This window comes from Sphingobacterium sp. R2 (assembly GCF_040760075.1).
Taxonomy (GTDB): domain Bacteria; phylum Bacteroidota; class Bacteroidia; order Sphingobacteriales; family Sphingobacteriaceae; genus Sphingobacterium.
On record NZ_CP142884.1, the window covers coordinates 3,897,982 to 3,921,760 of the forward strand.

The 23,779-nt window shown below is 38.3% G+C and carries 24 protein-coding genes; 4 read left to right on the forward strand and 20 right to left on the reverse strand.

The features are described from left to right. Positions 1-23: 23 nt before the first annotated feature. From VXM68_RS16220 to VXM68_RS16230, 3 genes are all read right to left on the reverse strand, one after another. Complete coding sequence (locus VXM68_RS16220) at positions 24-293, reverse strand: hypothetical protein (RefSeq protein ID WP_367209363.1); 270 nt, start codon at positions 291-293, stop codon at positions 24-26. Positions 294-325: 32 nt separating this feature from the next. Further along, the gene (locus VXM68_RS16225) at positions 326-589 is read right to left on the reverse strand and encodes a PD-(D/E)XK nuclease family transposase (RefSeq protein WP_367209364.1); all 264 of its coding nucleotides are present in this window, start codon (positions 587-589) and stop codon (positions 326-328) included. A gap of 300 nt (positions 590-889) precedes the next feature. Further along, positions 890-1,681: a hypothetical protein gene (locus tag VXM68_RS16230; RefSeq protein ID WP_367209365.1), complete on the reverse strand. Its 792-nt coding sequence runs from the start codon at positions 1,679-1,681 to the stop codon at positions 890-892. 166 nt (positions 1,682-1,847) lie between these two features. Here VXM68_RS16230 and VXM68_RS16235 point away from each other — a divergent pair, with 166 nt between their 5' ends. Further along, positions 1,848-1,979, forward strand: coding sequence for a hypothetical protein (locus tag VXM68_RS16235; protein ID WP_367209366.1), 132 nt, complete (start codon positions 1,848-1,850; stop codon positions 1,977-1,979). A 391-nt stretch (positions 1,980-2,370) separates the two neighbouring features. On the opposite strand, the gene VXM68_RS16240 is transcribed toward VXM68_RS16235, so the two are convergent. The 7 genes from VXM68_RS16240 to VXM68_RS16270 form a co-directional block, all read right to left on the reverse strand. Further along, positions 2,371-3,438 (reverse strand): NAD(P)H-dependent flavin oxidoreductase, encoded by a 1,068-nt coding sequence (locus tag VXM68_RS16240; RefSeq protein ID WP_367209367.1) that lies wholly within the window; start codon positions 3,436-3,438, stop codon positions 2,371-2,373. A gap of 10 nt (positions 3,439-3,448) precedes the next feature. After that, a complete protein-coding gene (locus VXM68_RS16245) occupies positions 3,449-3,970 on the reverse strand; it encodes a YceI family protein (RefSeq protein WP_367209368.1) in 522 nt (173 codons plus the stop codon). Positions 3,971-4,059: 89 nt separating this feature from the next. After that, on the reverse strand, positions 4,060-4,632 hold the full coding sequence (locus tag VXM68_RS16250) for a Crp/Fnr family transcriptional regulator (protein WP_367209369.1): 573 nt from the start codon (positions 4,630-4,632) through the stop codon (positions 4,060-4,062). 90 nt (positions 4,633-4,722) lie between these two features. Beyond that, on the reverse strand, positions 4,723-5,457 hold the full coding sequence (locus VXM68_RS16255) for a hypothetical protein (protein ID WP_367209370.1): 735 nt from the start codon (positions 5,455-5,457) through the stop codon (positions 4,723-4,725). Positions 5,458-5,574: 117 nt separating this feature from the next. Then, entirely contained in the window at positions 5,575-6,012 is a 438-nt protein-coding gene (locus VXM68_RS16260; protein ID WP_367209371.1) for a DoxX family protein, read from the reverse strand. 119 nt (positions 6,013-6,131) lie between these two features. Next, on the reverse strand, positions 6,132-6,779 hold the full coding sequence (locus VXM68_RS16265; RefSeq protein WP_367209372.1) for an NAD(P)-dependent oxidoreductase: 648 nt from the start codon (positions 6,777-6,779) through the stop codon (positions 6,132-6,134). 24 nt (positions 6,780-6,803) lie between these two features. After that, positions 6,804-7,502, reverse strand: coding sequence for a DsbA family oxidoreductase (locus VXM68_RS16270; protein ID WP_367211307.1), 699 nt, complete (start codon positions 7,500-7,502; stop codon positions 6,804-6,806). 548 nt (positions 7,503-8,050) lie between these two features. On the opposite strand from VXM68_RS16270, the gene VXM68_RS16275 reads away from it, so the two are divergent. Continuing rightward, positions 8,051-10,354: a TonB-dependent siderophore receptor gene (locus tag VXM68_RS16275; protein WP_367209373.1), complete on the forward strand. Its 2,304-nt coding sequence runs from the start codon at positions 8,051-8,053 to the stop codon at positions 10,352-10,354. A gap of 172 nt (positions 10,355-10,526) precedes the next feature. Here VXM68_RS16275 and VXM68_RS16280 read toward each other — a convergent pair whose 3' ends face one another. Together VXM68_RS16280 and VXM68_RS16285 are read right to left on the reverse strand one after the other, a co-directional pair. Then, positions 10,527-10,958, reverse strand: coding sequence for a GNAT family N-acetyltransferase (locus tag VXM68_RS16280; protein WP_293957457.1), 432 nt, complete (start codon positions 10,956-10,958; stop codon positions 10,527-10,529). Positions 10,959-11,006: 48 nt separating this feature from the next. Next, positions 11,007-11,351 (reverse strand): nuclear transport factor 2 family protein, encoded by a 345-nt coding sequence (locus VXM68_RS16285; protein WP_293957458.1) that lies wholly within the window; start codon positions 11,349-11,351, stop codon positions 11,007-11,009. A gap of 120 nt (positions 11,352-11,471) precedes the next feature. On the opposite strand from VXM68_RS16285, the gene VXM68_RS16290 reads away from it, so the two are divergent. Continuing rightward, entirely contained in the window at positions 11,472-12,038 is a 567-nt protein-coding gene (locus VXM68_RS16290) for a TetR/AcrR family transcriptional regulator (RefSeq protein WP_293957460.1), read from the forward strand. A 23-nt stretch (positions 12,039-12,061) separates the two neighbouring features. Here the strand turns inward: VXM68_RS16290 and VXM68_RS16295 are convergent, their stop codons facing one another. The 8 genes from VXM68_RS16295 to VXM68_RS16330 all read right to left on the reverse strand — a co-directional run bounded on the left by VXM68_RS16295 (position 12,062) and on the right by VXM68_RS16330 (position 23,114). Next, positions 12,062-12,907 (reverse strand): hypothetical protein, encoded by an 846-nt coding sequence (locus tag VXM68_RS16295; protein WP_367209374.1) that lies wholly within the window; start codon positions 12,905-12,907, stop codon positions 12,062-12,064. 283 nt (positions 12,908-13,190) lie between these two features. Further along, positions 13,191-15,044, reverse strand: coding sequence for an ABC transporter ATP-binding protein (locus tag VXM68_RS16300; protein WP_367209375.1), 1,854 nt, complete (start codon positions 15,042-15,044; stop codon positions 13,191-13,193). Next, the gene (locus VXM68_RS16305) at positions 15,013-17,406 is read right to left on the reverse strand and encodes a TonB-dependent receptor (RefSeq protein WP_367209376.1); all 2,394 of its coding nucleotides are present in this window, start codon (positions 17,404-17,406) and stop codon (positions 15,013-15,015) included. Before VXM68_RS16305 ends, VXM68_RS16300 begins: the two co-directional genes overlap by 32 nt. Before the next feature lie 193 nt (positions 17,407-17,599). Then, a complete protein-coding gene (locus tag VXM68_RS16310; RefSeq protein WP_367209378.1) occupies positions 17,600-18,562 on the reverse strand; it encodes a carboxypeptidase-like regulatory domain-containing protein in 963 nt (320 codons plus the stop codon). A 42-nt stretch (positions 18,563-18,604) separates the two neighbouring features. Then, entirely contained in the window at positions 18,605-19,291 is a 687-nt protein-coding gene (locus tag VXM68_RS16315; RefSeq protein WP_367209379.1) for an AcvB/VirJ family lysyl-phosphatidylglycerol hydrolase, read from the reverse strand. 370 nt (positions 19,292-19,661) lie between these two features. After that, positions 19,662-21,659 carry an ATP-binding protein gene (locus tag VXM68_RS16320; RefSeq protein WP_367209380.1) on the reverse strand — a complete coding sequence of 666 codons (1,998 nt, stop codon included), beginning with the start codon at positions 21,657-21,659 and terminating at the stop codon, positions 19,662-19,664. A 243-nt stretch (positions 21,660-21,902) separates the two neighbouring features. Then, the gene (locus VXM68_RS16325) at positions 21,903-22,616 is read right to left on the reverse strand and encodes a DsbA family oxidoreductase (protein ID WP_312365686.1); all 714 of its coding nucleotides are present in this window, start codon (positions 22,614-22,616) and stop codon (positions 21,903-21,905) included. 102 nt (positions 22,617-22,718) lie between these two features. Further along, entirely contained in the window at positions 22,719-23,114 is a 396-nt protein-coding gene (locus tag VXM68_RS16330) for a DoxX family protein (RefSeq protein WP_312365685.1), read from the reverse strand. 132 nt (positions 23,115-23,246) lie between these two features. Between VXM68_RS16330 and VXM68_RS16335 the strand changes: the two genes are divergently transcribed. Then, the gene (locus tag VXM68_RS16335) at positions 23,247-23,603 is read left to right on the forward strand and encodes a helix-turn-helix domain-containing protein (RefSeq protein WP_312365684.1); all 357 of its coding nucleotides are present in this window, start codon (positions 23,247-23,249) and stop codon (positions 23,601-23,603) included. Positions 23,604-23,779 lie beyond the last annotated feature (176 nt).

Sequence of the window (23,779 nt, forward strand, 5' to 3'; positions counted from 1 at the left end):
TTTAGCCTGCTGCGAGAGAGGTTTCACTTATAGCACGCTAGCACCGATGTACTAGAGTTTTCGACCTCTTCGGCAGAAAGTGTTGTGCCCTTAGCAATATCAGCTATAGGTAGCCCCATTTCCTTAAATGCCTTAGCAGTGTCAAGCGCTTTTCTACGCTCTCCTTCTGCTAAACCTTTGGCTTTACCCTCTGCTAGGCCTTTAACGTGACCCAAAGCTTCTCCGGATTTTTTGGCCGAATTAAATACGCTCTCAGTATCACGCTTTTGTTTTAAACTTGCTTCGTATAACATTAGCTCCTCCTCCGTTAATTTACCTATCTCTCCTATCTAAATGATATTTTATCGAAAAATGATGGCAATCTATTCATGGTACTCAAATGTTTGAGTAAGTACAACCACTGATCCATAACAGTCTTTAGTTCTTCTGGCTGTTTGTTAAATAATGGAAGCGAAATCATTTTACATCCCAATTTATCATAAAATATTTCTTTGGTCAATTTGCCACACAGCGCCACATCGTAGAAATAAGTCCGCCCTGTGACATGGGATCTACGAGAACACCGATTTCTATCCATGTCGAACTCCAAAATACCAATAAATAAACCTCTGGTAGGTAATAATCACTACCCTTCTTAACTCGCGCTAATTGTTTATTGATGAGATGTGAGGTATAGTACACCGCGGTCCTTAAAAAATTCTTGAAAGAAGCTGATGCATCTCAATGATGAAAACCTCACTTCGTTACAGATACTGGTCGGTTTCACTTTAAAGGTTTATTCAAGATAAAAAGTTATCTTAAGCAAACAAATGAGATAATGTCGCAGAATTGATCTCCTTATGTAATCTTCCGATCAGTCAATAAGTTAAGCATGACGTTGGATTTCAGCTTATTTTTTTGTTAATATAAGAGCTAAATCCTGTTTTGCAAGCAAATGTCCTTTATTGACAATGTTACTCTTGAGATATAGAAAACGCTGATTGCTATGAGCGAGTTCGCCAATAATTACCTTAATAGATTTTATATCCAATTCTCCCATTTCTGCAGGAACTACTTTATTTGGATCTGAAATTAATTGTCCGTCTTTCTTAACTTCTTCGAGCTGCCAGGAGTAACCTACCCATGGCCCTGCAACCAATGTTGTCCTTTTGGCATCCATCGTGATCTGCTCTTTGTATTCCAATACCAGACTATCAACCCTGACCCTCTTGTCTTTTAAATCGAAGACTAGATATTTTAAATAGTCGCCGAAATCTTTCGGTTCAAATTGTAAACTATTTTCCTTACGCACGATCTTGAGTTCAATAACCCCTATTTTGTCTAATTTGACAGATTGGGAGAACTTCATAAAAACAGCATACTCCTCTTCGCTAATACCTAGATTCTCGTGATACGGTATCGGCTCTCCTGGTTTTAATTCCTTCCTTGTTTTATAAAACCAATCTTCATTGGCGGTCACGGCTTGTTTCATTTTCTCAACGATTGCACGTTGCGCTGCGTTGGGACGTGGAACTCCCAACACCGCTGCGGTATAATCGCCCTCGGGAAGCTGTCGCTCAACGAACTGAATTGCCAACGCATTGCTATCCACTCCTGATTGCTTTTGCGAAAAAACATGGAGAGAAAATAGCAATGTAGTTAGCAACGCATATAGAGGAAGATATCGGTATAGAAATGTCATGTTAAAGCTGTTTGATCGATGAAATTACGGTTTAATTCTGACATTCCTATATCTTGTGCGCCAAACTAATGCTACTAGCAGGCGGAATGAACTTTTGGTGACTTCCAATACCAAAAAAAAGACCGTTTGGACAGTATTCAAGAGGCCGTAAAACCTGATATGTTATATGCATTACTTTCCGTTCGCTATGGGAGCTATGAGCGAAAAGATGCGCAGTTATTTGAAGGGTGAATCGCACGATTTATTGTCGATCGACATTGATCCTGGCAAAAAAAATGATCCAAGTCTTCCTGAGTAAGCTTTAATCCAAAGTGACTAAGATGTATAAAGCAACTTTACTAATATCCTGTTCAATCTCATCTGAATTAAAAAATAGCCAGTATTAAACTGGCTGCTGATTTGTTTATATAAAGTTGGTTTACCCGAACCATTGGGTTCGGCAAATACTCTTAACCTTTTTGCTCTAGACTATAGTCGATATGGGACAAAAACAGCTGAAAAAGTGTTCTCTAAGGAAAAATCAAGAAGCCTAAAGATTATGTCGCGAAAAACTATCTAACATTCATATAAACGAATCCCAAATGCCAACATGGAGTATAGAAAAGCCGACCTTTAAAACTCGGCTTCTCTATAATTGATGTAACGAGTAAAAAGTAAGTTTCGGATCGTTTTTAAATTGCACATACTTCTTATCTTTCCATTTCAGCACTAATAGCTGCAATCAGTTTTTCTGCGTCATGATATTGAAGAATAGAGGCCCCCTGACCTGCCCAAAACGACTTCAATTCAGGATTCGATTCGGAATTTGCAGGATACGCCCCCAGTTTACCAACAATTTTTCCCTGCAATGGATAAGGGGCCAAACTATTTTGAAATTCTTTTAACTCCTCTGTCAAGCGGTTTTTCAATCCTCTTGATAATCGTCCTGTAAAAACTTTGGTCAATGTTGTATAGCGGGCTTCTTTTGAGAATAATTTTTCACGATGTATTTTACTTGCTCCAGATTGCCGGGTAGCCAGAAAAGCTGTTCCTATTTGAACAGCGTCGGCACCCAGTGCCATTGCCGCTTTTACCCCACGGGCATCGGCAACACCGCCAGCGCCTATGATAGGGATTCTTAGGTTATCCGCGACTTGCGGAATCAATGAAAACGTTCCTATTAAACTTTCTTCGGGTTTATCCAGAAATGAAACCCGATGCCCACCTGCATCAAAGCCTGTGGCTACCACGGCATCGACTCCAGCATGTTCTATAGCGATAGCTTCATCTAACGTAGTAGCAGTTCCTATCGTTATGATTCCTAATCGCCGGCATTTCTCCAAAATTGCTTCAGAGGGTATGCCATAAACAAAACTAAAAACCGCTGGTTTTATCTCAAAAATAGCTTCAATCTGCTCTTCAAACTTAGGACTCGCTGGCAAAGGAAATGTCGGTGGTTCTGCACCGACCTCTTCAAAGTATGGCTCCAAAAGTTTGATAACTTGCTGAAACTTGCTTTCATCAAAATCTCCGGCCGTAGCATCTTGATCATTAACCCATAGATTAATGTTAAATGGTTTTGAGGTCAATTTTCTGATGCCTCTAGATATAGAAATTAGTTCGGCAGCATCATACGGCTGTCCACCATAAGAGCCTAATCCGCCCTTATTTGACACTAGTGCTGTAAGATCCTCTGAGGATAGTTTTCCACCAAAGGGACCTTGAACGATGGGTAAATCTATTCCAAGGAGTTTAGTGAATTTTGTTTTTCTCCACATATGAATAAATTTAGCGTTGCCCAACTAATTTGAACTGTAGTACAAACTCATCGTAAATCAATTTGTCGCCCAAATTCGGTACAAACTTTCCGGAACCATACCGAATATTGTACAATGTCCGGTCAATGTTGATTTCGCCCAATGCATGCAAGAAATCGCTGAATATTTCTACAGTCGCCGTAAAATGAATGGGCTGTGTAATATTCTTAATGGTCAAATCACCACTAATGAAGTAATGCATATTTTCCTTTCTTCCATTGTTGATTTTCATAGAAGCTGTCTTAAATTGATCGACCGAGAAAAAATCATCGTGGTTTAAATGATCAAAAAACTCCTTGTAAATAGATTTGTCAGAAATATCGGTGATTACAATTGAAGTCATGTCAATCTGTATTTCTCCATCGATGATTTGATCGTTTTCAAAAGTCAAAAAACCACTTTTGATTTGAATAGTTCCCGTGTGTAAGCCCAGAATTTTCTTTCCTGTCCAGTTCACAGTGCTGCTTGCTGTTTGAATGTTAAATTTTGTCATTGTGCTTAATTTTTAATTTGACAAAACAAAATTCAGGGTATTCTTTAAAGATATAAAGGACGTACCTCACAAAAAAAATGTGAGGTAGATCAATTGTTTGGCGCGTATAAGCGACTCAGTGTTTCTCTTGTTACACCAAGATAAGCAGCAACAATGTGCTTGGGCAACTTTTGCACCAACGATGGATAGTCTTGTACAAACTTTTCATAACGCTCCTTTGCAGAGCTGCTCAGTAAGGATAGGATTCTGTTTTGCAACGCCACGTTCCTGCGGTTTGTTTTCTTTCTGAAAAAATGTTCGACTTGATGGAATTCGCGGCAGAGCTTTTCTCTGTTTTCATTGCTAAGGCATAGCACTTCGGTATCTTCCAGACAATCAATATTGACTTTTGCGTTCTTATGATAATAATAGGCTTCGTAATCTGTTATCCACCAATCCTGAATAGCGAAAAGAAGAATATGTATTTTACCGATTTCGTCAGTATAATATGATTTCACACAGCCAGAGAGCAAAAAGTAATCATTTAATACGAACTGACCTTCCTGTATGAGGAATTGATGCTTTTTGAATTTCTTAAAGCTAAAATGGCTCAAAATATAATCAAACTCCACATCTGTTATATCGATATATTTTCGGAACTGTTCTCGCAAAATTTTACTCATGTCTAAATTTACATTTAAATCTTTCATCATATTGGCTCTACGATGAATAAATTAATAGTTTGCTACAACTTTTTTCCGGCCATTTTTCCTTTATTTAAAAAAATAATATTCCATTACACTGAAAAAAATGATCATGGTAATGATGCCTATGGATAAGATCATTGCAATAACCTGCCAGGGTTCCATCCTATTGATGATGCTGTATTTGATTTTTTCGCCTTTTCTTACAAATACACCAAAATTTGGAATAACGTTGGGGTTTATTGCATTCTTGAGCACTTTTGTGTTAAAATTCTGATCTATATAGGGCCTTAGATAAGCTATAAATGCATCCAGCTCAGTGATATCTGCTTCGGTGGAAAAAGGAGCGAAGCCAGTGTGGCCGACTCTTATATTAAGAAGCCTACCGTTAGTTTTAATGGTTAAATAGCGAACACCTTTATTTCCCATATTTTTAATCATCACGATATCAGTCAGATTAAAATCATATACATTATTTCTAAATCTTGCGTTAATAGTTTCTTGTTTACTGATTCTGATGATCCATTCCTTATCGTTTATCTTATTGCTGATGATTTGCAGTAGTGTGATACTTCCTAAAATTGTAATCAGTGCCGCAATAATAATTGGGAAAAGAAAAAATGCATTCGAAAAAATTTGATGGGATAGATACAAGGTTCCAAACATCATAATTAATGCGGGAATAACAAGCCACAATGAAATCTGTAATTCAGTTTTAGCATCCAGTCCTTGAAATCTAAATTCTTTTTTCCATTTTTTATACGTTAAGTTAACGTTTGTTCCTAATCCGTATCCACTTATCATTTCCGCTTTGTTGCATTTGAATTGCTACTCAAGACCAAATCCATGTTATGAACCTAATTTACTCTGCTTGATACCAACCCGAGGCAAATACTGAGCAGATGTGTACCGAATTGTTCGTTAATAACAAAAAAAGTTCATTAAAAAGCGGTCGAATGAAAATAAACCTCCACCGTCTAACATTAATACGAACAAGATGCATAAAATCAAAACAAAATATTCTATCCCTTCACCGTTTTTTTTACCATACCAATTCATGCTCCACCCGTCTTTAAAATGTACAACTAATGCACCCGACATCACAATAAAGTTACCAAGAGCAGATATTCTTACTAAAAAACCAAAAAGGAGAGAAACCGCGCCGAGTGTCTGTGCTACGGTCACCAAAAATACAATAAAATAAGGAACTCCCATTTCAATAGTACCCTGAAAACTTTTTCCGGGACTATTTTTCTTCCATCCTATTTTTTTTAATCCATAAGGCAAAATGATAATACCAGCTACCACTCTTAATATTAATAATGAAATATTAGCTTCTGTATGAATTAAATTTCCCATGATAAAACATCAATAATGAATAAATCAAGATTAATCAAAGGCAGATAGCCTAACCTACCTTTGATAAATATATGCTTCTAGAATTATTCCACCTAGTACTATGAATGATCCGTTGACCATCAATACCCTGCTGTAAATCTAGTTTGATGATGTCGAGGTTTTTCAACTTCGTCTGCAATCACTACAGCGACATCCTCTGCTGAAAGCAAATTTCTTCCATCCGCGTTCATCACCGGATGGTCTGTTCCCAAACGGTATTGACCGGTTCTGCCGATCGTGATACCTGGGTTCATCTCCAAAGCAGGGCTAAAATACGCCCAATCCAAATCTTTCTCCTGTTTTATCACATCAAAATAAGCTTTTGTTGCTTGAGCTTTCGGGATAAAAGGCAAATCCTGTGGTAAAGTATCCAAGATCGCTACGCCCTCTTCGTTTAGCAAACTTCCACCACCACCCACGATGATATAACGTTTAATACCGGCACTTCTAACTGCTTCCTGAATGGCTAATGAACCTTTCATAAAGTCTTCTGCTAAATTTGGATTATTGGCGTCTGGACTGAACGCATTCACTACTATTTCTACCCCCTCTATGGATGATGTCAAAGTAGTAATATCTGTGACATCCACTTGTGCAAACTGCAGATTACTTTTATCCGAAGTGTTTTCTTTTCTCGAAATCGCCAAAACCTGATGATTTCTATTTACTAATTCATTTGTGATTCGACTACCCACAAAACCGGTAGCACCGATAACAGCTATTTTCATTTTGCTATATGTTATTGTTAAAATTTATTGTTCACATGTACCGTCAGGTTTACAAACAGCACCTTCTATTAAGTCAAGTTTGCCTTTCGGTTTTTCTTCTCTCCACTCCTCAAAGGATTTTCGTAGTATCTCAAGGAAAACTTTAGGATCTTGAGCTCCTGAAATTGCTCGTTTCCTGTCGAAAACAAAATATGGTACCCCATTGACACCAATTTCCTGAGCTTCCGTTATGTCTTTTTTTACCGCTTGTATATAGATTTGATTCTCTAAGGCTTGTTGTAATGCCACTCCGTCTAAACCTATCGATTGACCCAAACTAACGAGTGTAGGAATGTCATCAACATTTTTACCGTCTGTGAAGTAGGCTTTAAACATAATCTCTTCCGCTTGATCTCCCTTACCGTTTTCTTTAGCAAAATGTTGAAACTGATGAGCTTTTAGCGTATTTACAGGAACTGTTTTATCGAAGTTGTAGGTCAGACCTACATGCTTTGCCATCTGTGTGGCGTATCCATTAAGCTGCTTGGCCTGCTCTAAGCTTATCCTTTTTTGATCCACTAAAACCTCATGAATACTCTTATCGGGTTGGGTTTGCAGTTCCGGCATAATCTGGTAACTTTTCCATTCAACCTCTACTTGGTTTTTATAAGCAAATTCACTTAAGGCAGTTTCGAATTTTTCTTTCCCGATGTAACAAAAAGGACAATCGCTCTTAGTTCGTATTTATCTACCATGATATTATTCGTTTAAGCTCTATCAATCTGAATGTAATAAACGCTAAACCATACAAGCGCCGTTAAAATCAACAACATAAACATAAATGCAATTGTACCATAAGGTCTAAAATGTTCTTCATTACTGTTCTTATTATCCATCGTATTCGTATATAATATTTGTATGCAAAACTATTGGGGATAGCAATATATATCAAGGTATAAACGACATCTTAAATAGTACTATTCATGGAGAAACAATGAATAACTTTTATTACTCGCTCAATTCTATGCCGTTTCATTTTCTAAAGAAATTTTTAACGAAAGCATTAAGGTCAATTCAAAAAAATGTTTCCTTAGTTGGATGCTACCCACATGAGGTACGCTGCTTCATTCACAAAATTCAAATAGTATTATGGAGTACAGGTTTATTATTTATATTTGTTCTAAATAAATATTAAATACAACCTTGTAGTCATAATCATCTATATCATTGACATGAAACCACCGATCAATTTTAACTTTTTTAATCCCATAGGGATTTTTTTTATTTTACTTATGATTTTATCGTCCCATAAAGCATTCTGCCAAACAGCAGCAGTGCGTGGTACAATAAAATCACAAACTGGGGAACGAATGCCATTTGTAACGGTATCGCTTTCGGAAAGCAAAAAAACAGTCCAAACTGACAATAATGGAGATTACAGCTTTACCACATTACAAGCTGGAAATTATATAATCTCTGCCAAATATTTGGGCGCAAACATGGAGTCAAAACAAATCACATTACTTAATGGTCAGGAAATGGTGGTAGACTTTGTATTAAGTCTAAAAGAAAGGGTACTTGACGGCATCGAAATCTCGGGATACCGCAGGTTTGGAAAGAAAGAATCCGAACAGGTAGCAAAGTTACCTTTAAAAAATTTGGAGAATCCCCAAGTATACAATGTTGTGCCCAAGGAAATTTTGCAGGAACAGCTCATCGTGACGTACAATGATGTGCTAAAAAATGTAACCGGTGTGAGCCAGGGTCTGGTCAATGGAAGCAACTCCTTTTATATGCGCGGTTTTGAGAACAACAGTTTCATCAGGAATGGCATCCAGGATAGAAAAGATAATAGTTTGGAAGTCGCTAATATAGAACACATCGAAGTATTGAAAGGCCCGTCGGCCACCTTATTTGGAAATAGTTTGACCTCGTTTGGTGGATTGATTAACCGGGTGACAAAGAAACCTTTCGACATAGCTAAGGGGGAGATTTCATATACATTGGGCGGATTCGACCTGAATAGAATTACTGCCGACATTAACACCCCCCTGGTAAAAGATGCTGGACTTCTGATGCGCACAAATATTGCTTACCACGATGATGGCAATTACATGGATGCAGGTTTTACCAAACGTCTTTTTATTGCACCATCTCTCTTGTATAAAGTAAATGATCGTTTAACAATTTCGATCGATGCGGAGATCTATCAACAGAAAGCAAATGACTTCCATCGCCTATTTCCCGAAATGTCATTCACAAAAAAAAGCACAGAAAGCTTGGGAATCAACTGGAAGAGATATTATCATGGGAACGACCTAACGGAATCTAAACCATCCGTTAGCATTTATGCTGAAGCCGCTTATCAATTGTCAGCTAAGTGGAAGTCACAAACGCTGATCTCGCAAACAAAACACTCCAGTGTTGGCTACCGCGTATGGAATGAAATTATGCAGGACAGTGTGAATAGAAACATCCGATATAGTAACTCAAATTATAATAGTATTGAAATTCAACAAAATTTCAATGGAGACTTCGAGCTTGCCGGCCATCGCAACCGTTTGGTAGTGGGGCTGGATTATTATAACGCCCGATCCAATGAAAACTTCATTATTGCCTACCCGTTCGACCGTATTGGTTTAAAAGGAAAAGATCCAGCTTATACTCATATTTCGAAAGCTAATGTAGATGCATTTTTAGCCACACTAAATCCCATACGTACAATCAGTGAACAAAGCACTTATAGCGCCTACTTTTCTGATGTTTTTAATATATCTCATAATTTTTTGGCCATGGCGAGCCTTCGCATTGACCACTTTGCATCTGGGGGCTCATACGATCTGGCGGCTGATACGGTTACCGGAAAGTTTAGCCAAACAAATCTTTCGCCGAAATTGGGACTCGTGTACCAGCTTATACCAGACAAAATATCTTTATTTGGAAATTACATGAACGGATTCGCAAACAATGGTCCTGCTATACAGCCCGATGGTGCACGAACGGTTTTTAAGCCAAGCAATGCTAATCAATGGGAAGCCGGCCTCAAACTTAATTTGCTTGATGGCAAATTAAATTCGACAATAAGTTATTATGATATTAAAGTGAACGATATCCTCAGACCTGATCCCACCCGCAATGGTTTCACTATACAGGACGGGGGACAAATCAGTAGCGGACTGGAAACAGAATTAATTGTCAACATGGTGAAAGGTTTCAATATTATTGCTGGATATGCTTACAATAAAGCTTACTCCATAAATACAAACGCCGATATCGATGGATTACGTCAGTGGACGGGACCAGCGCAAACTGCCAATTTATGGGTAAACTATGCATTTCAGGCTAAAGCCTTACAGGGATTCTCAATTGGTGGAGGTGGTAATTATAATAGCAAAGCCTACATCAGTCAATCGCGTCAGTTTGGTGAATTTCATATTCCCGAATACCTGGTCATGAATGCTGTGGCGGGTTATGACACCAAAAGATTCCGGATAAGCTTTAAAGTGGATAACCTCACAAATAAGCTATACTGGGGTAGTTACGTCAACCAAATGATGCCTAGGCGTTTTTCCGCTAATTTAGCCGTAAAACTTTAATCTATGTTTATAATAAAAATATGTTGTGATGTTTATTTTTACTAACATAAAGCTTGCAGAAAAATAAATTAAAAAGATAGCGGTTCTTACCTATCTATTCTGTTTTTACCGCTACAGACCTTGTCGCAATTTTAGGATTTATTCGTTCTCGTAAGATTCATTTTTCTATTTTTCATCTTTTCTTCAATATATAGATGTTGCTATCCCTTTTATTGAAACCAAGCTTTTCATATAATTCTATAGCCGATGTGCGGTGTTCTTCGGTAAATAGCAGAACTTCAATTAGCTGCTGTTCGATGGAAATAGCTAGCAGTTTTTCGATGAGTTTCCTGCCAATCCCCATTCCGCGATAGTCTTTGTCTACGACAACATCCTCAATCCAGCCTTTGCTGCCCGATATTACACGATAGACTGCCATTGAGGCAATGCCGACGATTCTGTCCCCTATAAAGCATGCAAGTACGCTAACCTTATTGTTTTCCGTTAAAACTTCATCCAATCTTGATTGTCGCTTATTAGGGCTCAATTGCTTAAATAGTTCAGAAACTTGATTTTGAATATTTGCATCGATATTGGTATTGTTTAAAACTACTATTTTAATCATGATATATCTACACTATTAGTTCACTGTGACTGTGTTTTATAGAAAATATTAGGGTTTCTGGATGACAAAGGCTTTAAGCTCCGCTATCTTTCCATCTTCAAATCTCCAAATGTCACAATAATCAAAATGTTCATATTTTCCGATCTTACTTTTCAATCGGATTTCTCCAGTCACTGTAACAAAATCGCCCTCCTCAATGGTCTTTTCAACGTTGAAAACTGGCGGTTCTTTATAATACTCTTGCATGTAAGCACGAACTTCATCTTTTCCATTTAAAATCCGATCTCCAACGAAAACCCATTTTGTTTGCGGCGTACAGTATGCTAAGAAGCTTTCATTATCTCCTTTGGATACAAATTCATTGGCGGTGTGTAAAATTGTTGTATTTTTCATTTTCAAATGTTTTTTATTGCTATTCTATGAAATTAAACCTAGGTCAAATGACCTATTTCAAATATAGGTCATTTGACCTAAATAATCGAAATTTTTAAGATTTATTTTTAAATTTGAAGGATGGATAAAAAAGAAGAGCGGTTACAACACATTTTATCAACAACGATAGCGATCCTTACTGAACAAGGAGCGGAAAAGCTATCGATGAGAATGGTTGCTAAACGTGCCGATATATCGCTAAGTAATCTCCAATATTATTATAGGGATAAGAATCTCCTCTTCATTGCCACAGTTGAGTTTTACTTTGAAAGCTGTAAAAAGGAGCTTACAGAGGCTATAAAACTTTTAACAGCGGATAGTCTTCCCGATAAAAATACTTTTTTGAAAAAGGTGTTGAGCATGTTATTAATCGATAGCAAATCCAGTCATCAAACACTAATGTTTCAGGAAATATGGACTTTGGCCGCTAGAAATAAAGAATTGGAGCATGCAGTAGAAGCATATTATAAAATATATTGTATTTGGATGATCGATCTGGTTGCCAAATTTTGCAGTAAACCTGAGGAGATTGTCAGCTTTCTTATCCCTTTTGTTGAAGGTTATACAATTGTTCATAATGTAATTCCTTCGACCAAAGAAAACGTGATCGCAATGATGTTAAAAATAATTTCTATCGTGGATAAGTAATACCATTTTCTTTGTCGGTTGGTTTAATGGCGCTTTTTTCCCTTGCTAGGTAACTCTGGGATAAGGTTTATGGATGTTATCCGTAGCATGAGACTTCGCATGTCCTGTTGGATCGATCGAATGGTTGCCTGCAATTCATTGTGCATATTTGCCAGATCATGAAGTTCTTCTGCGGCGAAAATACCACCATCTCTAAAGTAGAGTTTCTCCAGTGAGCTATCCTTTTTGTCGTCCAAGCCATATTGTAACCAACGCTGTCTCGTTGTTTCCACTAGGGAAAGATTTACGGAATTGCTGAAATTCTTCTCTGAAATAATCCCCCAGATGGAACTTGGATAAATTTGGGCATTATTGTTTTGATACCAGATACTTTCGAGCATATTGCGCTGTAGGGTCATTCGTACCTTTTTTCCTTTCGGGTTTAGCGTCATGAATCCCAATGCTGCTGTTCCCAAACCACCAGCAATACTCAATCCGTTATTAAGCTTTTTGTTATTTACAGTGGTAGCAGTCACCGTCGTCACAGCGCCTAAAAGAATTGATGCCACTGTAAGTCTAGTCTGTTTATTCGTATTAATACCGTCTATATATCCGGCGAGCTTATCAATGCGTTCACCATTACAATCTAGTTCTGCAGCGATTGCGTTCAATTCAGACTCAAACAGCATATACTGCTCAATCATCTTCTGTTTCGCAAGTAGTTTTACAGTAGTATCATTGGTACTATTTAAATACGCTATTACAGGATTTGATAGATTCAGGTATTTAATCAGTACAAAATCATGAGCAGAAAAATGTTTTCGTAGCTGGATACTATCAGAAAGCGAAATTTGTTGCAGCGGAATGGATTGATAAATCACATTGGGCATACAATAATTCTTTGTCAGGGTCTGAACTTGAACAGTGTTAATCAAGGAGGAGCAGCTCGCACATAGCAGCAATAAAAAGAAAACTGATGACCTAGTAGCAAAAAGTACTTTCATAATTAGGATATAAAGATTGCTTGAATTAACAATACACTATCCAAAATGTTTTGGAAAGCCGGCTACTTTCTTTTTTATAATCTATACATCAGCATATTGTGCTCAAGACATCAATGCAGTTGTTAACATGTGGACCCACTTGTTGAGATCGGTCATACCTTCCTACATCTTAGTTTGCTAACTTTGATACTCCTCTTTCTCCGTCTGATTTTAATAGTTCTGTATAGTAACCATTTTTTGCTGCTAGCTCCTCATGGGAACCGCTCTCTACTATCTGACCACGGTGCATTACCACAATTTGGTCTGCATGGCGGACCGTTGACAATCGATGTGCAATTGTTATCGTAGTAGTATGCTGCATAGAATCAATTAAGGCACTTGATAGTTGACGTTCGGTAATTGTATCTAGTGCGCTTGTCGCTTCATCCATAATAATAATAGCAGGTTTTCTCAATAATGTCCTCGTTAACGAAAGCCGCTGTTTCTCACCGCCAGAAAAGCGATATCCATGCTCGCCAATAGGCGTATCGTACTGCATTGGCAGATTAACAATAAATTCATGCAACTTTGTAATTTTCGCTGCAGCAATTAACTCTTGGTCAGTTGCATTGGGATTAGCAAACAAAAGATTCTCTTTTATAGTTCCATTAACTAGATAGGGATCCTGTGAAACAACACCTAAAATATCGGTAAGTGAATCAGGGCTTAATTTCCTGATGTCAACTCCATCGATATAAATCGCACCTTTATCCACTTCATAAAGTCCCGCAATAAGATATCCAATAGTTGTCTTTCCTGACCCTGTAGCTCCAACTATGGCGACCTGACTTCCACCTGATATATCAATTGTCACCTCGGAAAGGATCTGAACACCATCCTCGTATGAAAAACTGACATTTTCGAGTTTCACTTCCCCTTTTGCTGTCTTCCTGTCCAAAACAACTGCTCCAGCTATTTTCTTAATCTGAGCAGGCATGTCAAGATACTCGAATATACGTGAAAACAAGACGCGTGCTTTTCGGACCTCAATACCTGTCCGTAGCAACTCTTGTAAAGGGAACGTAAGTTGCTCCTGTAGTGCGATGATAGCCATGATTGTCCCTATTGAAACTTGGTTTTCACTTTGCATCGTGAGCCCTCCAAGTAATAACGTCAGTGCTGGAAGAATGGTCAGCAACAAATAAATAATCTGCCACTGCCATTCATTGGATGTACGTGAGTGAACTTCCAAATCTGCTACATCTTTCGATGTATTGGAAAATTTGCTAATTAGAAATGTCGATTTCCCCATTGTACGCGATAGGATCATTCCCGGTACCGATAGGGATTCACTGATTTCTGAAGATAAGTCGGCCAGCTTCTTTCGCTGTTTTTCGGAAACTTTTTCTCTCAATGCACCAACCCAATTACTTAATACCAACGTAAACGGAACAACGGTTAGTGAAAACAGTGAAAGTTTCCAATCTAAGAGAAACATTGCAATAACAGTCATAATCGCAATACTTAAGTTCTTTGCGGCCTCCTGGGCAGTGTTGGAAACAAGTTCCTGAAGTGATCCAATATCCTGCGTAATGCGGGACTGAATTTCGCCGCCACGCGTATTCGTAAAAAATCGCAATGAAAGTGTGTGCAAATGAGAATACAGCTTTATCCGCAGGTCATGCAATACAGATTGTCCAATTTTTGTTGAAAGTATCGCCTGAACCATGTTGATTACGGCAGAAATTAGCGTTACCAAAATCATCGCAATAACTAACGTAATTAACAAGTGTATGTCGCCATGCGGAAGGGCATCATCAATAATATTCCGCAGTAGAAATGGCATCGCCATGCTTGCTCCTGCTCCGATAAAAATCAGCATTAAGGAGCTGAGCAATTGCCACTTGTAAGGTTGAAAGAATCCATAAACACGATATATTGAAAAATGATTTGTGTTTTTAATTGTTTCTTTTCTTTGTTTGTGTAAAAAGAATTTCATCACTTTTTTCCAATTACTTTCTTCTCCTTCTTGGAGATTTATCATCCGTTTGATCATTAAAATGATTCTCTTTTTCATTTGAAGCATGTAGTCCGCCAAACTGCCAGCTAAATGTCAACGTAGCGGCTCTGTTGTAAAATCTGTTGATCTGGGTACTTTGGAATGTAGGGGCAAAAGCATAAACCGTCTCCTTAAAATTGTTCTGGAATGGATTGATGACGGCCAACGTAAGACTAGCTTTACTATTCATAAAATCCTTCTTCATTGCAAAGCGGTAAGAGTAGTTTGCGGTATTTTTACCCTGTAATGTGATAAAACCATTACCATAATCCCCTGAAGCACTCAATTGCAGACCTTTCATCGGATTAACTGTATTACTGATGCTTGAGTTAAAAAATGTTCCATCGTTTTTCATTCCCAAAGAGTTGCTCCGGAATTTTAAATGAAAGACCTCTATGCCGGCATTGACCGTCCAGATTTTTACAGGATTGAATACCGAATTGACGTTCACTCCCATTCGTTTACTTTCACCAATATTATCCGGCATGGTATAAGAGACTCCTTTTTCATTCACTCTAGCAATCTGCTCCACCGCATTCTTGTTTGAGCTATAATAGATACTGCTTGTCAATAAGGTGTTCTTACTTCCGGTATAGGTATGTGAAAATTCGAGTTTTTTGGTAAGCTCTGGTTTAAGATAGGGGTTACCTTGCATGATATTCAACGGGTCCGCTGCATTTGCATACGGATTCAGATCCATGATCCACGGACGGCGAATTCTTTCATTATAATCTAACTTTACTTCATGGCGTTCACTCAATTTTTTTACAACCAACAAATTGGACACCCAGTTTGAAAATTTCCGCTTATAGGGTGCATTATTCTGAAATGTGGCATTGATGTTTGTATTCTCAAAGCGAATTCCCGGACGTAATGTCCAATCGTTTCCAAGATCAAAATTTAAGGTAGCGTATGCAGAAAAAATCTGCTGTCTGTATTGCATGCTTCCGGAACGGCTCGGATCTACAGGCACTGCACTGCTTAGGACTTCATACACGCTTTTGGAATTATTTCCCAAATATTTACCGCCTGTCTCTAGCGAAGTTTTGCCTTCTTTTCCAAAAGGATGTGAATAATCCGCTTGAAGACTCCACTCCTTTTCCTTACCTGTATTGGGGCCGCGTTCTGTAAACGCCAGTTGATCATCGGGTTTATACTGTTGGGTCAAGTAGTTGGACACATCAGATGCAGTAGAAGCCATCCCTATAAGTTGTAATTCCTGCCCTCGGCGATCAAATTTTTTCTGATAGTTCAATACCCATTCAGAGAAATTGAATTTACCACTTTGCTCCGTTTTTTGCCGATACACTTGATACCGGTCAGCATTTGTATATCGATTAAATAATCCACCCTTTTGGGGCCAAGAGCCGTTCCAATACGAATAACTCGCTTCAAGTGTCTGAAGGGAATCAATTTTATATTGTCCTGACAAAGAGGCAGAACCGCCCTTTGTGGTTTGAATCATATTAGATTCTTGAAACAGCGATCCAGTTTCCATTCCGTTATTCAGATTGGTTCTATCAAGAGAAGATATCATTTTTTCTTTTTCCCGACTGTAGTTACCCATCGCTGAAAAGTTAAATTTACCTGTCCTCATATTAAGGGAAAGATTTCCAGTTTGTTCCAGATTTCCACCTGTGATATCCAATGTTCCACTAGTTCCTTTTAGTTTCTTTTTTGTGATGATATTGACCACACCGGCGGCACCTTCTGCCTCATATTTGGAAGAAGGGTTAGTCATCACTTCTACGGAAACAATGGAACTTGCCGGAATCATTTTTAAGGCTTCCTTGAGGTTTTTCGCCATAATTCGGGATGGTATGCCGTTGATCAGCACTTTAATATTAGCGTTACCGCGCAACTTTAGATCACCAGTGGCACCTACAGTCAGCATCGGCGCTTTCCGTAATACATCCGCTGCATTTCCTGATTTGTTACTGATATCCGATGCGGCGTTGTATATGAGCTTGTCTTTCGTGCTTTGAACCAAAGGCTTTCTCCGGCTTGCCACTACGTTAACCCCCTCGAGCATGGTGCTTTTAATGTCCAGATATTTACGTCCTAAATCTAGATCTTCTTGGTGTAGCGTTATAGCATCGGACTCATAGGTATTAAAACCAATATAATTGATAGAAACAATGATCGTGGTGGAGGGTTGTACTTTTAAGTTAAATGCTCCATCCTTGCCCGTGTTGGTCGAACTAACTATTTTACCGCCGGCATCTTTGACTACAACTGTGCTTCCGGCTAATACTTTATTTTCGGATGCGCTAACAACGGTCCCTTTGACCTCAATTTCATTTCCTGCTGTCTGAGCTACTACCCATGATGTACTTAGTACTAGCATAAACACTAGTATTTGCTTGCATACGTTCTTAATTAATTCTTTCATGTGCAAAAATTTAGTGCTGCAAAGCAAGTTGATAAACTTCAGCCTTAAAAATAAAACGGACAAACAGACTTTACTAAATGTCAAAAAGCGTTGGTCATTTTAATTTTACGAATTACCTTTATTTTCCGACTTTTGAGCAATGGAAGTGCTACAGGAATTCTTTAAAGATTGAACATCTTTGATCTGAACGCAAACTTATATTATGGACACAACAAGAATTGGCATACGAAAAAGATGGAGACAGGAATCGGATTTTTAATTGCTTAGGCGATGTTTCGCTGATCGTATCCATTCTATAATATTTATAGAAAGAAGGTCCCAGGGTGGCAATCGGACTTAAGAAACGTCTGTTACCAATGGCCACATCATTCTCATATACATCGCTCAATCCGTAGATCTTATTTAAGTATTCGTCTAATCCGTCCTCATCGATAAACTGATCTACCCGCGATTGATTCTCAGCTCTTAACGTATACAACGAACCCTGACTATTGGATATCGTTCTAGCTCCAAGCTTTTCATTCATGTAAATCGGTATAAGCGACCGTCCCGGTAACTTTACTGTATCAAGCCCAGCTTTAAGAAAAGTGAACTTTTTCAGAAGACGGGAGTCGGCAGTTTTCTCATTGAGAATGCCCAATGGCATTGAAAGTTTCTCATATTCTGAAAAAACCTGATCCGCACTTTTAAGCGCATTGTTTTCGTCATGTTTTTCGATTACTTTTCGGATAAAGTCGACCGTTGGATTGTTCTTATTTCTGTACCGCTTTTTCGGCGCGTTGATAACTATCTCGTCCAGATTTTGACTGTATTCGGAAAGTATGATTGTTAGGGATTTCCCTGGAGTAAGCTGCGAAACAAGCATCGTCTGGCTTGTGTAACCAACCGAGCTAATGGATAGTGTTCCTTTTAAGGCGGAAATCTGCAGATGAAAATTACCCGATTGATCGGTACTGCTTGCAATGCCGCTTTGCATATGTTTGACGGTAACACCTCTTATTGCTAGACCGCTGCTGGCATCAACAACTTTTCCGGTTATGAGTTCCTGAGCAGGCAAGGATGAAATAGCAAATAAAAAAAGGAAAACGAGGTAGCTGCGCATAAAATTCATTAAAATGTTTTTATTTTTTAATAATCGTTTGGTTTGCAAGCTTTATTTAGTGAGCTTGATTGCCTGGTAAATTGCTTGAAAATTTCTGTTGTAATTATGAGGTCCGTCTAACCGGGCTACGGATAATCCTGATTTTTGAAACATGGATGCTAATTCCTCCTCACCTTCTTTACAAAATATATAGGTGGAAGCAATAGATCTCAATTTGAGCGCTTCAGGAAGAACCTCATACTCATTTGGCTTCTGTTTGAAATTAAGCATAGTGGATAATGTCACTTCCAAACTTGCATATCGATCTGGAGAAAGAAAGGTAGCATGCCTGATTTTTTTCTGCAGAGCAGCCGAGAAGTTATGTATTATAAACGGAAGTACTGCCGCAGAAAAGGAGTGGCCGATGATATAGATATTATCACATTTAGACTTTTCTAGATACTGGTGAATATATCTTTCAAAATCTTGACTTGCCTCTTTCGGTGTCTTCTTTTTCCAAAAATATTTTTTTGAATCGAGGATCAACCTATCGAAACCGTCTCGCTCAAAATAGCGCAATAAGCTCTTGCTAAAATTGTTATATCCACCATCGCCAGTGATAAAAACAACCAGCGTCTTTTCGATCGTGTTCCCTTTTATTTCAGGGATGACATAATCTGGAATCTGAGCATACATCAATTGAGGGCTTGCAAAGCTGAAAAGCATGATTGCCAAAAGGAGTTTAATATTTAAGAGCATTGTTGTTAGTCTGATATAACTTATTTGTATTTTCCTGTTACTTTCAGGTACAAATCAGGAATAAAACCAATGGACTAAGAAAAATAAATGACAAACGGACAACTATAAATGATGAAGTGTTCTTGTCAGAAAATGCTCGGACAGATCCCAAATCGTTTAGGTAAAAGATTGATTCCCGATAATTAGTTAAAGTATTTTATACGCAATATACAACTGGAACCACGAGGGATGCTACAGTTAATTCTACAACAAAGAATTTCTAAAAATGAGAAATGACGGTTTATCGCAGTAAATTGATCTGTGTAAAGGTGAGATTTTAATAAATAATCTTTATGAAACAAGCAATAAGAAGGCGAATTATAGTAGAAATCTAATCAGATAACTTGCCGTTCGGTAGGATAAACCAAAATGTACTTCCTTCATTAACAACACTCTGGGCTCCTATCTGGCCTTCATGTTTTCTGATAATTTCAGAACAGATGTATAAACCAAGTCCTAATCCAGAATATTCTTTACCCGAATGACTTACCCTATAATATCTGTCAAATAATTTAGGCAGGGCTTCTTGCTCGATGCCTATGCCAAAATCGCGGACAGAGACTTTTACCGATTGATTTTCCAGTACCTCGACATTTAGATGAATTTCTTTCGACATCGGCGCATACTTCATGGCGTTATTGACAAAATTGATAACAACCTGATCGATCCTATGCTCATCGGCATACACGCTTGCAGTTTGATTTCCCGAAACAACCAGTTGATATTCTTTCTCAAAGCAAATATGGTCACAGGTATGCTGAAGAAGATCAAACATATTAAACCAATCTTTCTTAATTTCAAGCTGTCCCTCAGTAAGGCGACGTATTTGCAATAGTTCAGCCACCAATTCGTTCATCTTCTCCACGCTCCTTAAAGATTGGTTGATCATTTTTGAATGAAGATTACTATAGGGCTTATCCTTTAAAAGTTCAAGATACTGTAGGGAAGCTTTTAAAACCGTTATTGGCGTTCTCAATTCGTGGCTCACAATACTTAAAAAGTCATCTTTCTGCTGCTCAAAAAGTTTACGATCGGTAATATCTAATGTCATGCCTACCATCCGATCAGCCACACCCAGATCATTGTAACGAGGACGTCCATGAGCCTGAATCCAATGAGTGGAGCCGTCGCGCCATTTGACAGGGTACTCGGTACTATAAATTCCATTGGTACGAATGGCCTGCTGCACGAGTGCTTTTACCCGATCCCTATGCTCAGGATACATTGCCTCAAACAGATCCGCGTAACAAAATTCCTCCTCTGGCATAAATCCGTAGTTCATCTTAAATCGATCTGTACTCTCCATCTTTCCAGTTGCTAGCTGCACCTCGGTAGAACCTAATCTACTAGCATCCATTGCAATCTCCAGTCGGGTATTTATTTCATTGATTGCTTTTCGACTATTTACCTGTTCTGTAACATCCGTCGCGACAATAAGAATAAGCTTTTCTTCCTTTGAGAGTCCATTCGTAGGCTGGTAAACGAAATTAAGATAGCGCTCTAGCGTTTCCCCATCTACGGTAAGTAGGGCCTTAAGCTCTTTTCCGTAAAAAGGTTGATCGGTTTCATAAACATTTTTCAAAATATCGAGGAATTGCTGATCTTTCAGTTCAGGCAAGGCGTCAGCAAGCCGCATCCCCAATACAGAGCGATCTTTACCCCAAATGTCAAGAACATGCTGATTAACCACATCCACAACAAAGTCAGGACCCTTCAAAGTAGCCATGGCAACAGGAGACTGCTCAATCATAATTCGGAAAAGCTGCTGCTGCTCATGCAACAAAGAAATTAGTTTATGAAGATTGTCTTCTGAAGTAATGAGTTCCTCGTTTTTAGATAGAAGATCTGCATTTATTACTTTAAACTCCTCATTTATGGCCAAAAGCTTTTCGTTAAGATTGTTTTCCACAAGTGACTTTTCCCCTGCAAGTCTTAACGCTTCCATACGTTCGGAAACTTCTGAAGCAGTATGAAGGATATACGCTATGCAGCCGTCTTCATCTAAAATAGCTTTGTATTCAAAATCAAAGAAAAACTCTTGGATAACACCATCTTTTTGAAGAAACGCCGAACAGTTTTTTGCGATGTAAGTTTCACCCGAATACCATACTCCTTTGAGAATATCAACAAAAGGCTGTCCTTTAAGTTCAGGAACGGCATCCTGCAGGTTTTTACCAACAATGGATCTGTCTTTTCCCCAGAAATTAAGCATTGCTAAGTTGGCGGTTAATATTTTTATGTCTTCTCCCTGATAGACTGCCGTAGCATTTGGTGAGTGAAAAAGTACACTGAGCAACGACTCAGGATCAATGTTTTTGGGAGAATTCATGCGATAAGATCAATAAGACAAATGTAATCAATTTATTTGCTATAAACCGATAACATGTTAAATAGTTCTAGTCCTATTAACTTTGACCCATAAATAACTGATCTAATGGACCTAAATATTCAATATGAAAGTCAGCAACATTTATTGCTGCTGACCTGTCTTAGTACCAATAACGCTTTATACGCATCCAAACTGCATCCAAATGCCAGTATGACGAGCATAAACGCTTTTTCCCTATGACATTTAATTGCAATCGCCGTCAATTGAGCAGTTTTTTCCTTGTATTATTCCTAATGTTGTCTGCGGATTTTCTTTCCGCCACTCAGAGAAGGAATTTTCAAGGGTTTTTAAAATATCATTGGGCTGTTGAGCGCCAGCGATAGCATATTTGCGGTTGATTACGAAAAAAGGAACCCCTTTAGCGCTTAAGGTCTGTGCTTCTTGGCTCTCAAATTTTACTTTTTGCATATAGATAGGGTCTGTCAGTGCAGTATTGATTTCACCTTCCGTTAAACCTATTTCTAGTCCGAGCTCGACCAAGGTTTGTTGATCATTAAGATTTTTACCTTTGGTGAAATAGGCATTAAATAAAACCTCTTCAGCTTCCTCACCTAAACCTTTGGTTTTGGCAAATTGTATAATCCGGTGACCCTTCATTGAGTTGGTGACCAATAGTTTATCTAAGTTATATTGAAGACCTACAGTTTGAGCATACTTCATCAGATCGTGATGTCTCTTTTTTGACTCCTCATAACTTAATCCCTTCCGGTCGGCCACAAACATATAAATATCGTCTTGATATTTGGGGGATTCGGGTATAGTTGGATCAAGTTGGAAGCTTTTCCATTCTACTTCTACAAGATCCATAAAAGGGAACTGAGCTAAAGCTTTCTCGATATTACGCTTTCCGATGTAACAGAAAGGGCACATAATATCTGACCATATTTCTATTTTCATTTTTTTTCCCATCGTCCTATTTTTTGTTTCTTTTAATTGCACTGGTTCCTTCCCTTACCAAACGTCATAATGAAAAGCAGGAATAATATTATCGCTAGTGTACTATTTTTCATAGTTTAGTTTGCGGAAATAATAATAAGATACAGCCAACAACGCAAACGGAATAAGCGGGGCAATACCTTTCGCCAGCCCATCGACAATACCATGTGCTAGACTTGCGGAAAGCAAGAGAATTCCGAAACCTACATAAGCCCATTCTTTAAGCATCGTCGGAATACCTGGAATAAGAATGAAGATGGCTCCCACGATTTTTAAGATATCCAGTTCAAGTGTGAAGTAATCTGGAAACTGCAAGTTTTTGGTCGTCTGGATGAGATATTCCCTTGGTGCGAAGAAGGATGGCAAAATGATTAACGCCATGGTAATAGAGCTGATGATCCAATAGTTACGTTTTGTTCTTGCACCTGGATTCTGTGAGAAATCAATTTGTTTTGTCATTTTTAATTTACTTTAATTGTTGTAATAGATTTTTTGTAATTCAAAAATACCTACATTTGCTTACATTTTGTAAGCAGTTACCCTAAAGTAAGCAGTTACCCTAAAGTAAGCAGTTACCTTAAAGTAAGTAAAATGAAAGATCAATTTCCAAAAAGTACCGAATCCGACTGTATGGCGAGAATGCTAACCGTTCGTGATACCCTTGACGTTATCAGCGGAAAATGGAAAATCCTCATCATTATTTCCATTATGAGTGGCCACAAACGTTTTAGGGAAATAGAAAGAAGTATTCCGAAAATTTCCTCAAAAGTACTCGCTAAAGAACTAAAAGATCTGGAAGAACACCAGCTCGTCAAACGGACCGTGTATGATGAGTCGCCTGTGCTGGTAGAATATACGGCCACTGATTATGTCTTTACATTACAAAAGGTAATTGAGGAACTACACAACTGGGGTGTGAACCATAGGAAAAAGATATTAGGGAAATAATTTGACTTAACTGCTTTATGCGTAGTGCTATTTATTAAGTACTCGGTTTTATTACACCGTCAGATGGAGTTCAGGATAGTTTCGTCAACTCATCATGCCCTACTGAATGATGTAATTCAAAGTGCCGCCGTAACATTTGATCTCGAAAATAGAAAGAAAGGCGTTAACGCAGTTAA

Bases quoted from the DNA above. Each gene is read 5' to 3' on its own strand.
- VXM68_RS16315 (WP_367209379.1), bottom strand. From the start codon at position 19,291: ATGCTCTTAAATATTAAACTCCTTTTGGCAATCATGCTTTTCAGCTTT.
- VXM68_RS16260 (WP_367209371.1), bottom strand. From the start codon at position 6,012: ATGGGAAATTTAATTCATACAGAAGCTAATATTTCATTATTAATATTA.
- VXM68_RS16230 (WP_367209365.1), bottom strand. From the start codon at position 1,681: ATGACATTTCTATACCGATATCTTCCTCTATATGCGTTGCTAACTACA.
- VXM68_RS16220 (WP_367209363.1), bottom strand. From the start codon at position 293: ATGTTATACGAAGCAAGTTTAAAACAAAAGCGTGATACTGAGAGCGTA.
- VXM68_RS16275 (WP_367209373.1), top strand. From the start codon at position 8,051: ATGATTTTATCGTCCCATAAAGCATTCTGCCAAACAGCAGCAGTGCGT.
- VXM68_RS16255 (WP_367209370.1), bottom strand. From the start codon at position 5,457: ATGATAAGTGGATACGGATTAGGAACAAACGTTAACTTAACGTATAAA.
- VXM68_RS16240 (WP_367209367.1), bottom strand. From the start codon at position 3,438: ATGTGGAGAAAAACAAAATTCACTAAACTCCTTGGAATAGATTTACCC.
- VXM68_RS16280 (WP_293957457.1), bottom strand. From the start codon at position 10,958: ATGATTAAAATAGTAGTTTTAAACAATACCAATATCGATGCAAATATT.
- VXM68_RS16285 (WP_293957458.1), bottom strand. From the start codon at position 11,351: ATGAAAAATACAACAATTTTACACACCGCCAATGAATTTGTATCCAAA.
- VXM68_RS16310 (WP_367209378.1), bottom strand. From the start codon at position 18,562: ATGAATTTTATGCGCAGCTACCTCGTTTTCCTTTTTTTATTTGCTATT.
- VXM68_RS16305 (WP_367209376.1), bottom strand. From the start codon at position 17,406: ATGCTAGTACTAAGTACATCATGGGTAGTAGCTCAGACAGCAGGAAAT.
- VXM68_RS16265 (WP_367209372.1), bottom strand. From the start codon at position 6,779: ATGAAAATAGCTGTTATCGGTGCTACCGGTTTTGTGGGTAGTCGAATC.
- VXM68_RS16295 (WP_367209374.1), bottom strand. From the start codon at position 12,907: ATGCCCAATGTGATTTATCAATCCATTCCGCTGCAACAAATTTCGCTT.
- VXM68_RS16290 (WP_293957460.1), top strand. From the start codon at position 11,472: ATGGATAAAAAAGAAGAGCGGTTACAACACATTTTATCAACAACGATA.
- VXM68_RS16250 (WP_367209369.1), bottom strand. From the start codon at position 4,632: ATGAGTAAAATTTTGCGAGAACAGTTCCGAAAATATATCGATATAACA.
- VXM68_RS16245 (WP_367209368.1), bottom strand. From the start codon at position 3,970: ATGACAAAATTTAACATTCAAACAGCAAGCAGCACTGTGAACTGGACA.
- VXM68_RS16325 (WP_312365686.1), bottom strand. From the start codon at position 22,616: ATGAAAATAGAAATATGGTCAGATATTATGTGCCCTTTCTGTTACATC.
- VXM68_RS16235 (WP_367209366.1), top strand. From the start codon at position 1,848: ATGCATTACTTTCCGTTCGCTATGGGAGCTATGAGCGAAAAGATGCGC.
- VXM68_RS16320 (WP_367209380.1), bottom strand. From the start codon at position 21,659: ATGAATTCTCCCAAAAACATTGATCCTGAGTCGTTGCTCAGTGTACTT.
- VXM68_RS16335 (WP_312365684.1), top strand. From the start codon at position 23,247: ATGAAAGATCAATTTCCAAAAAGTACCGAATCCGACTGTATGGCGAGA.
- VXM68_RS16330 (WP_312365685.1), bottom strand. From the start codon at position 23,114: ATGACAAAACAAATTGATTTCTCACAGAATCCAGGTGCAAGAACAAAA.
- VXM68_RS16300 (WP_367209375.1), bottom strand. From the start codon at position 15,044: ATGATAAATCTCCAAGAAGGAGAAGAAAGTAATTGGAAAAAAGTGATG.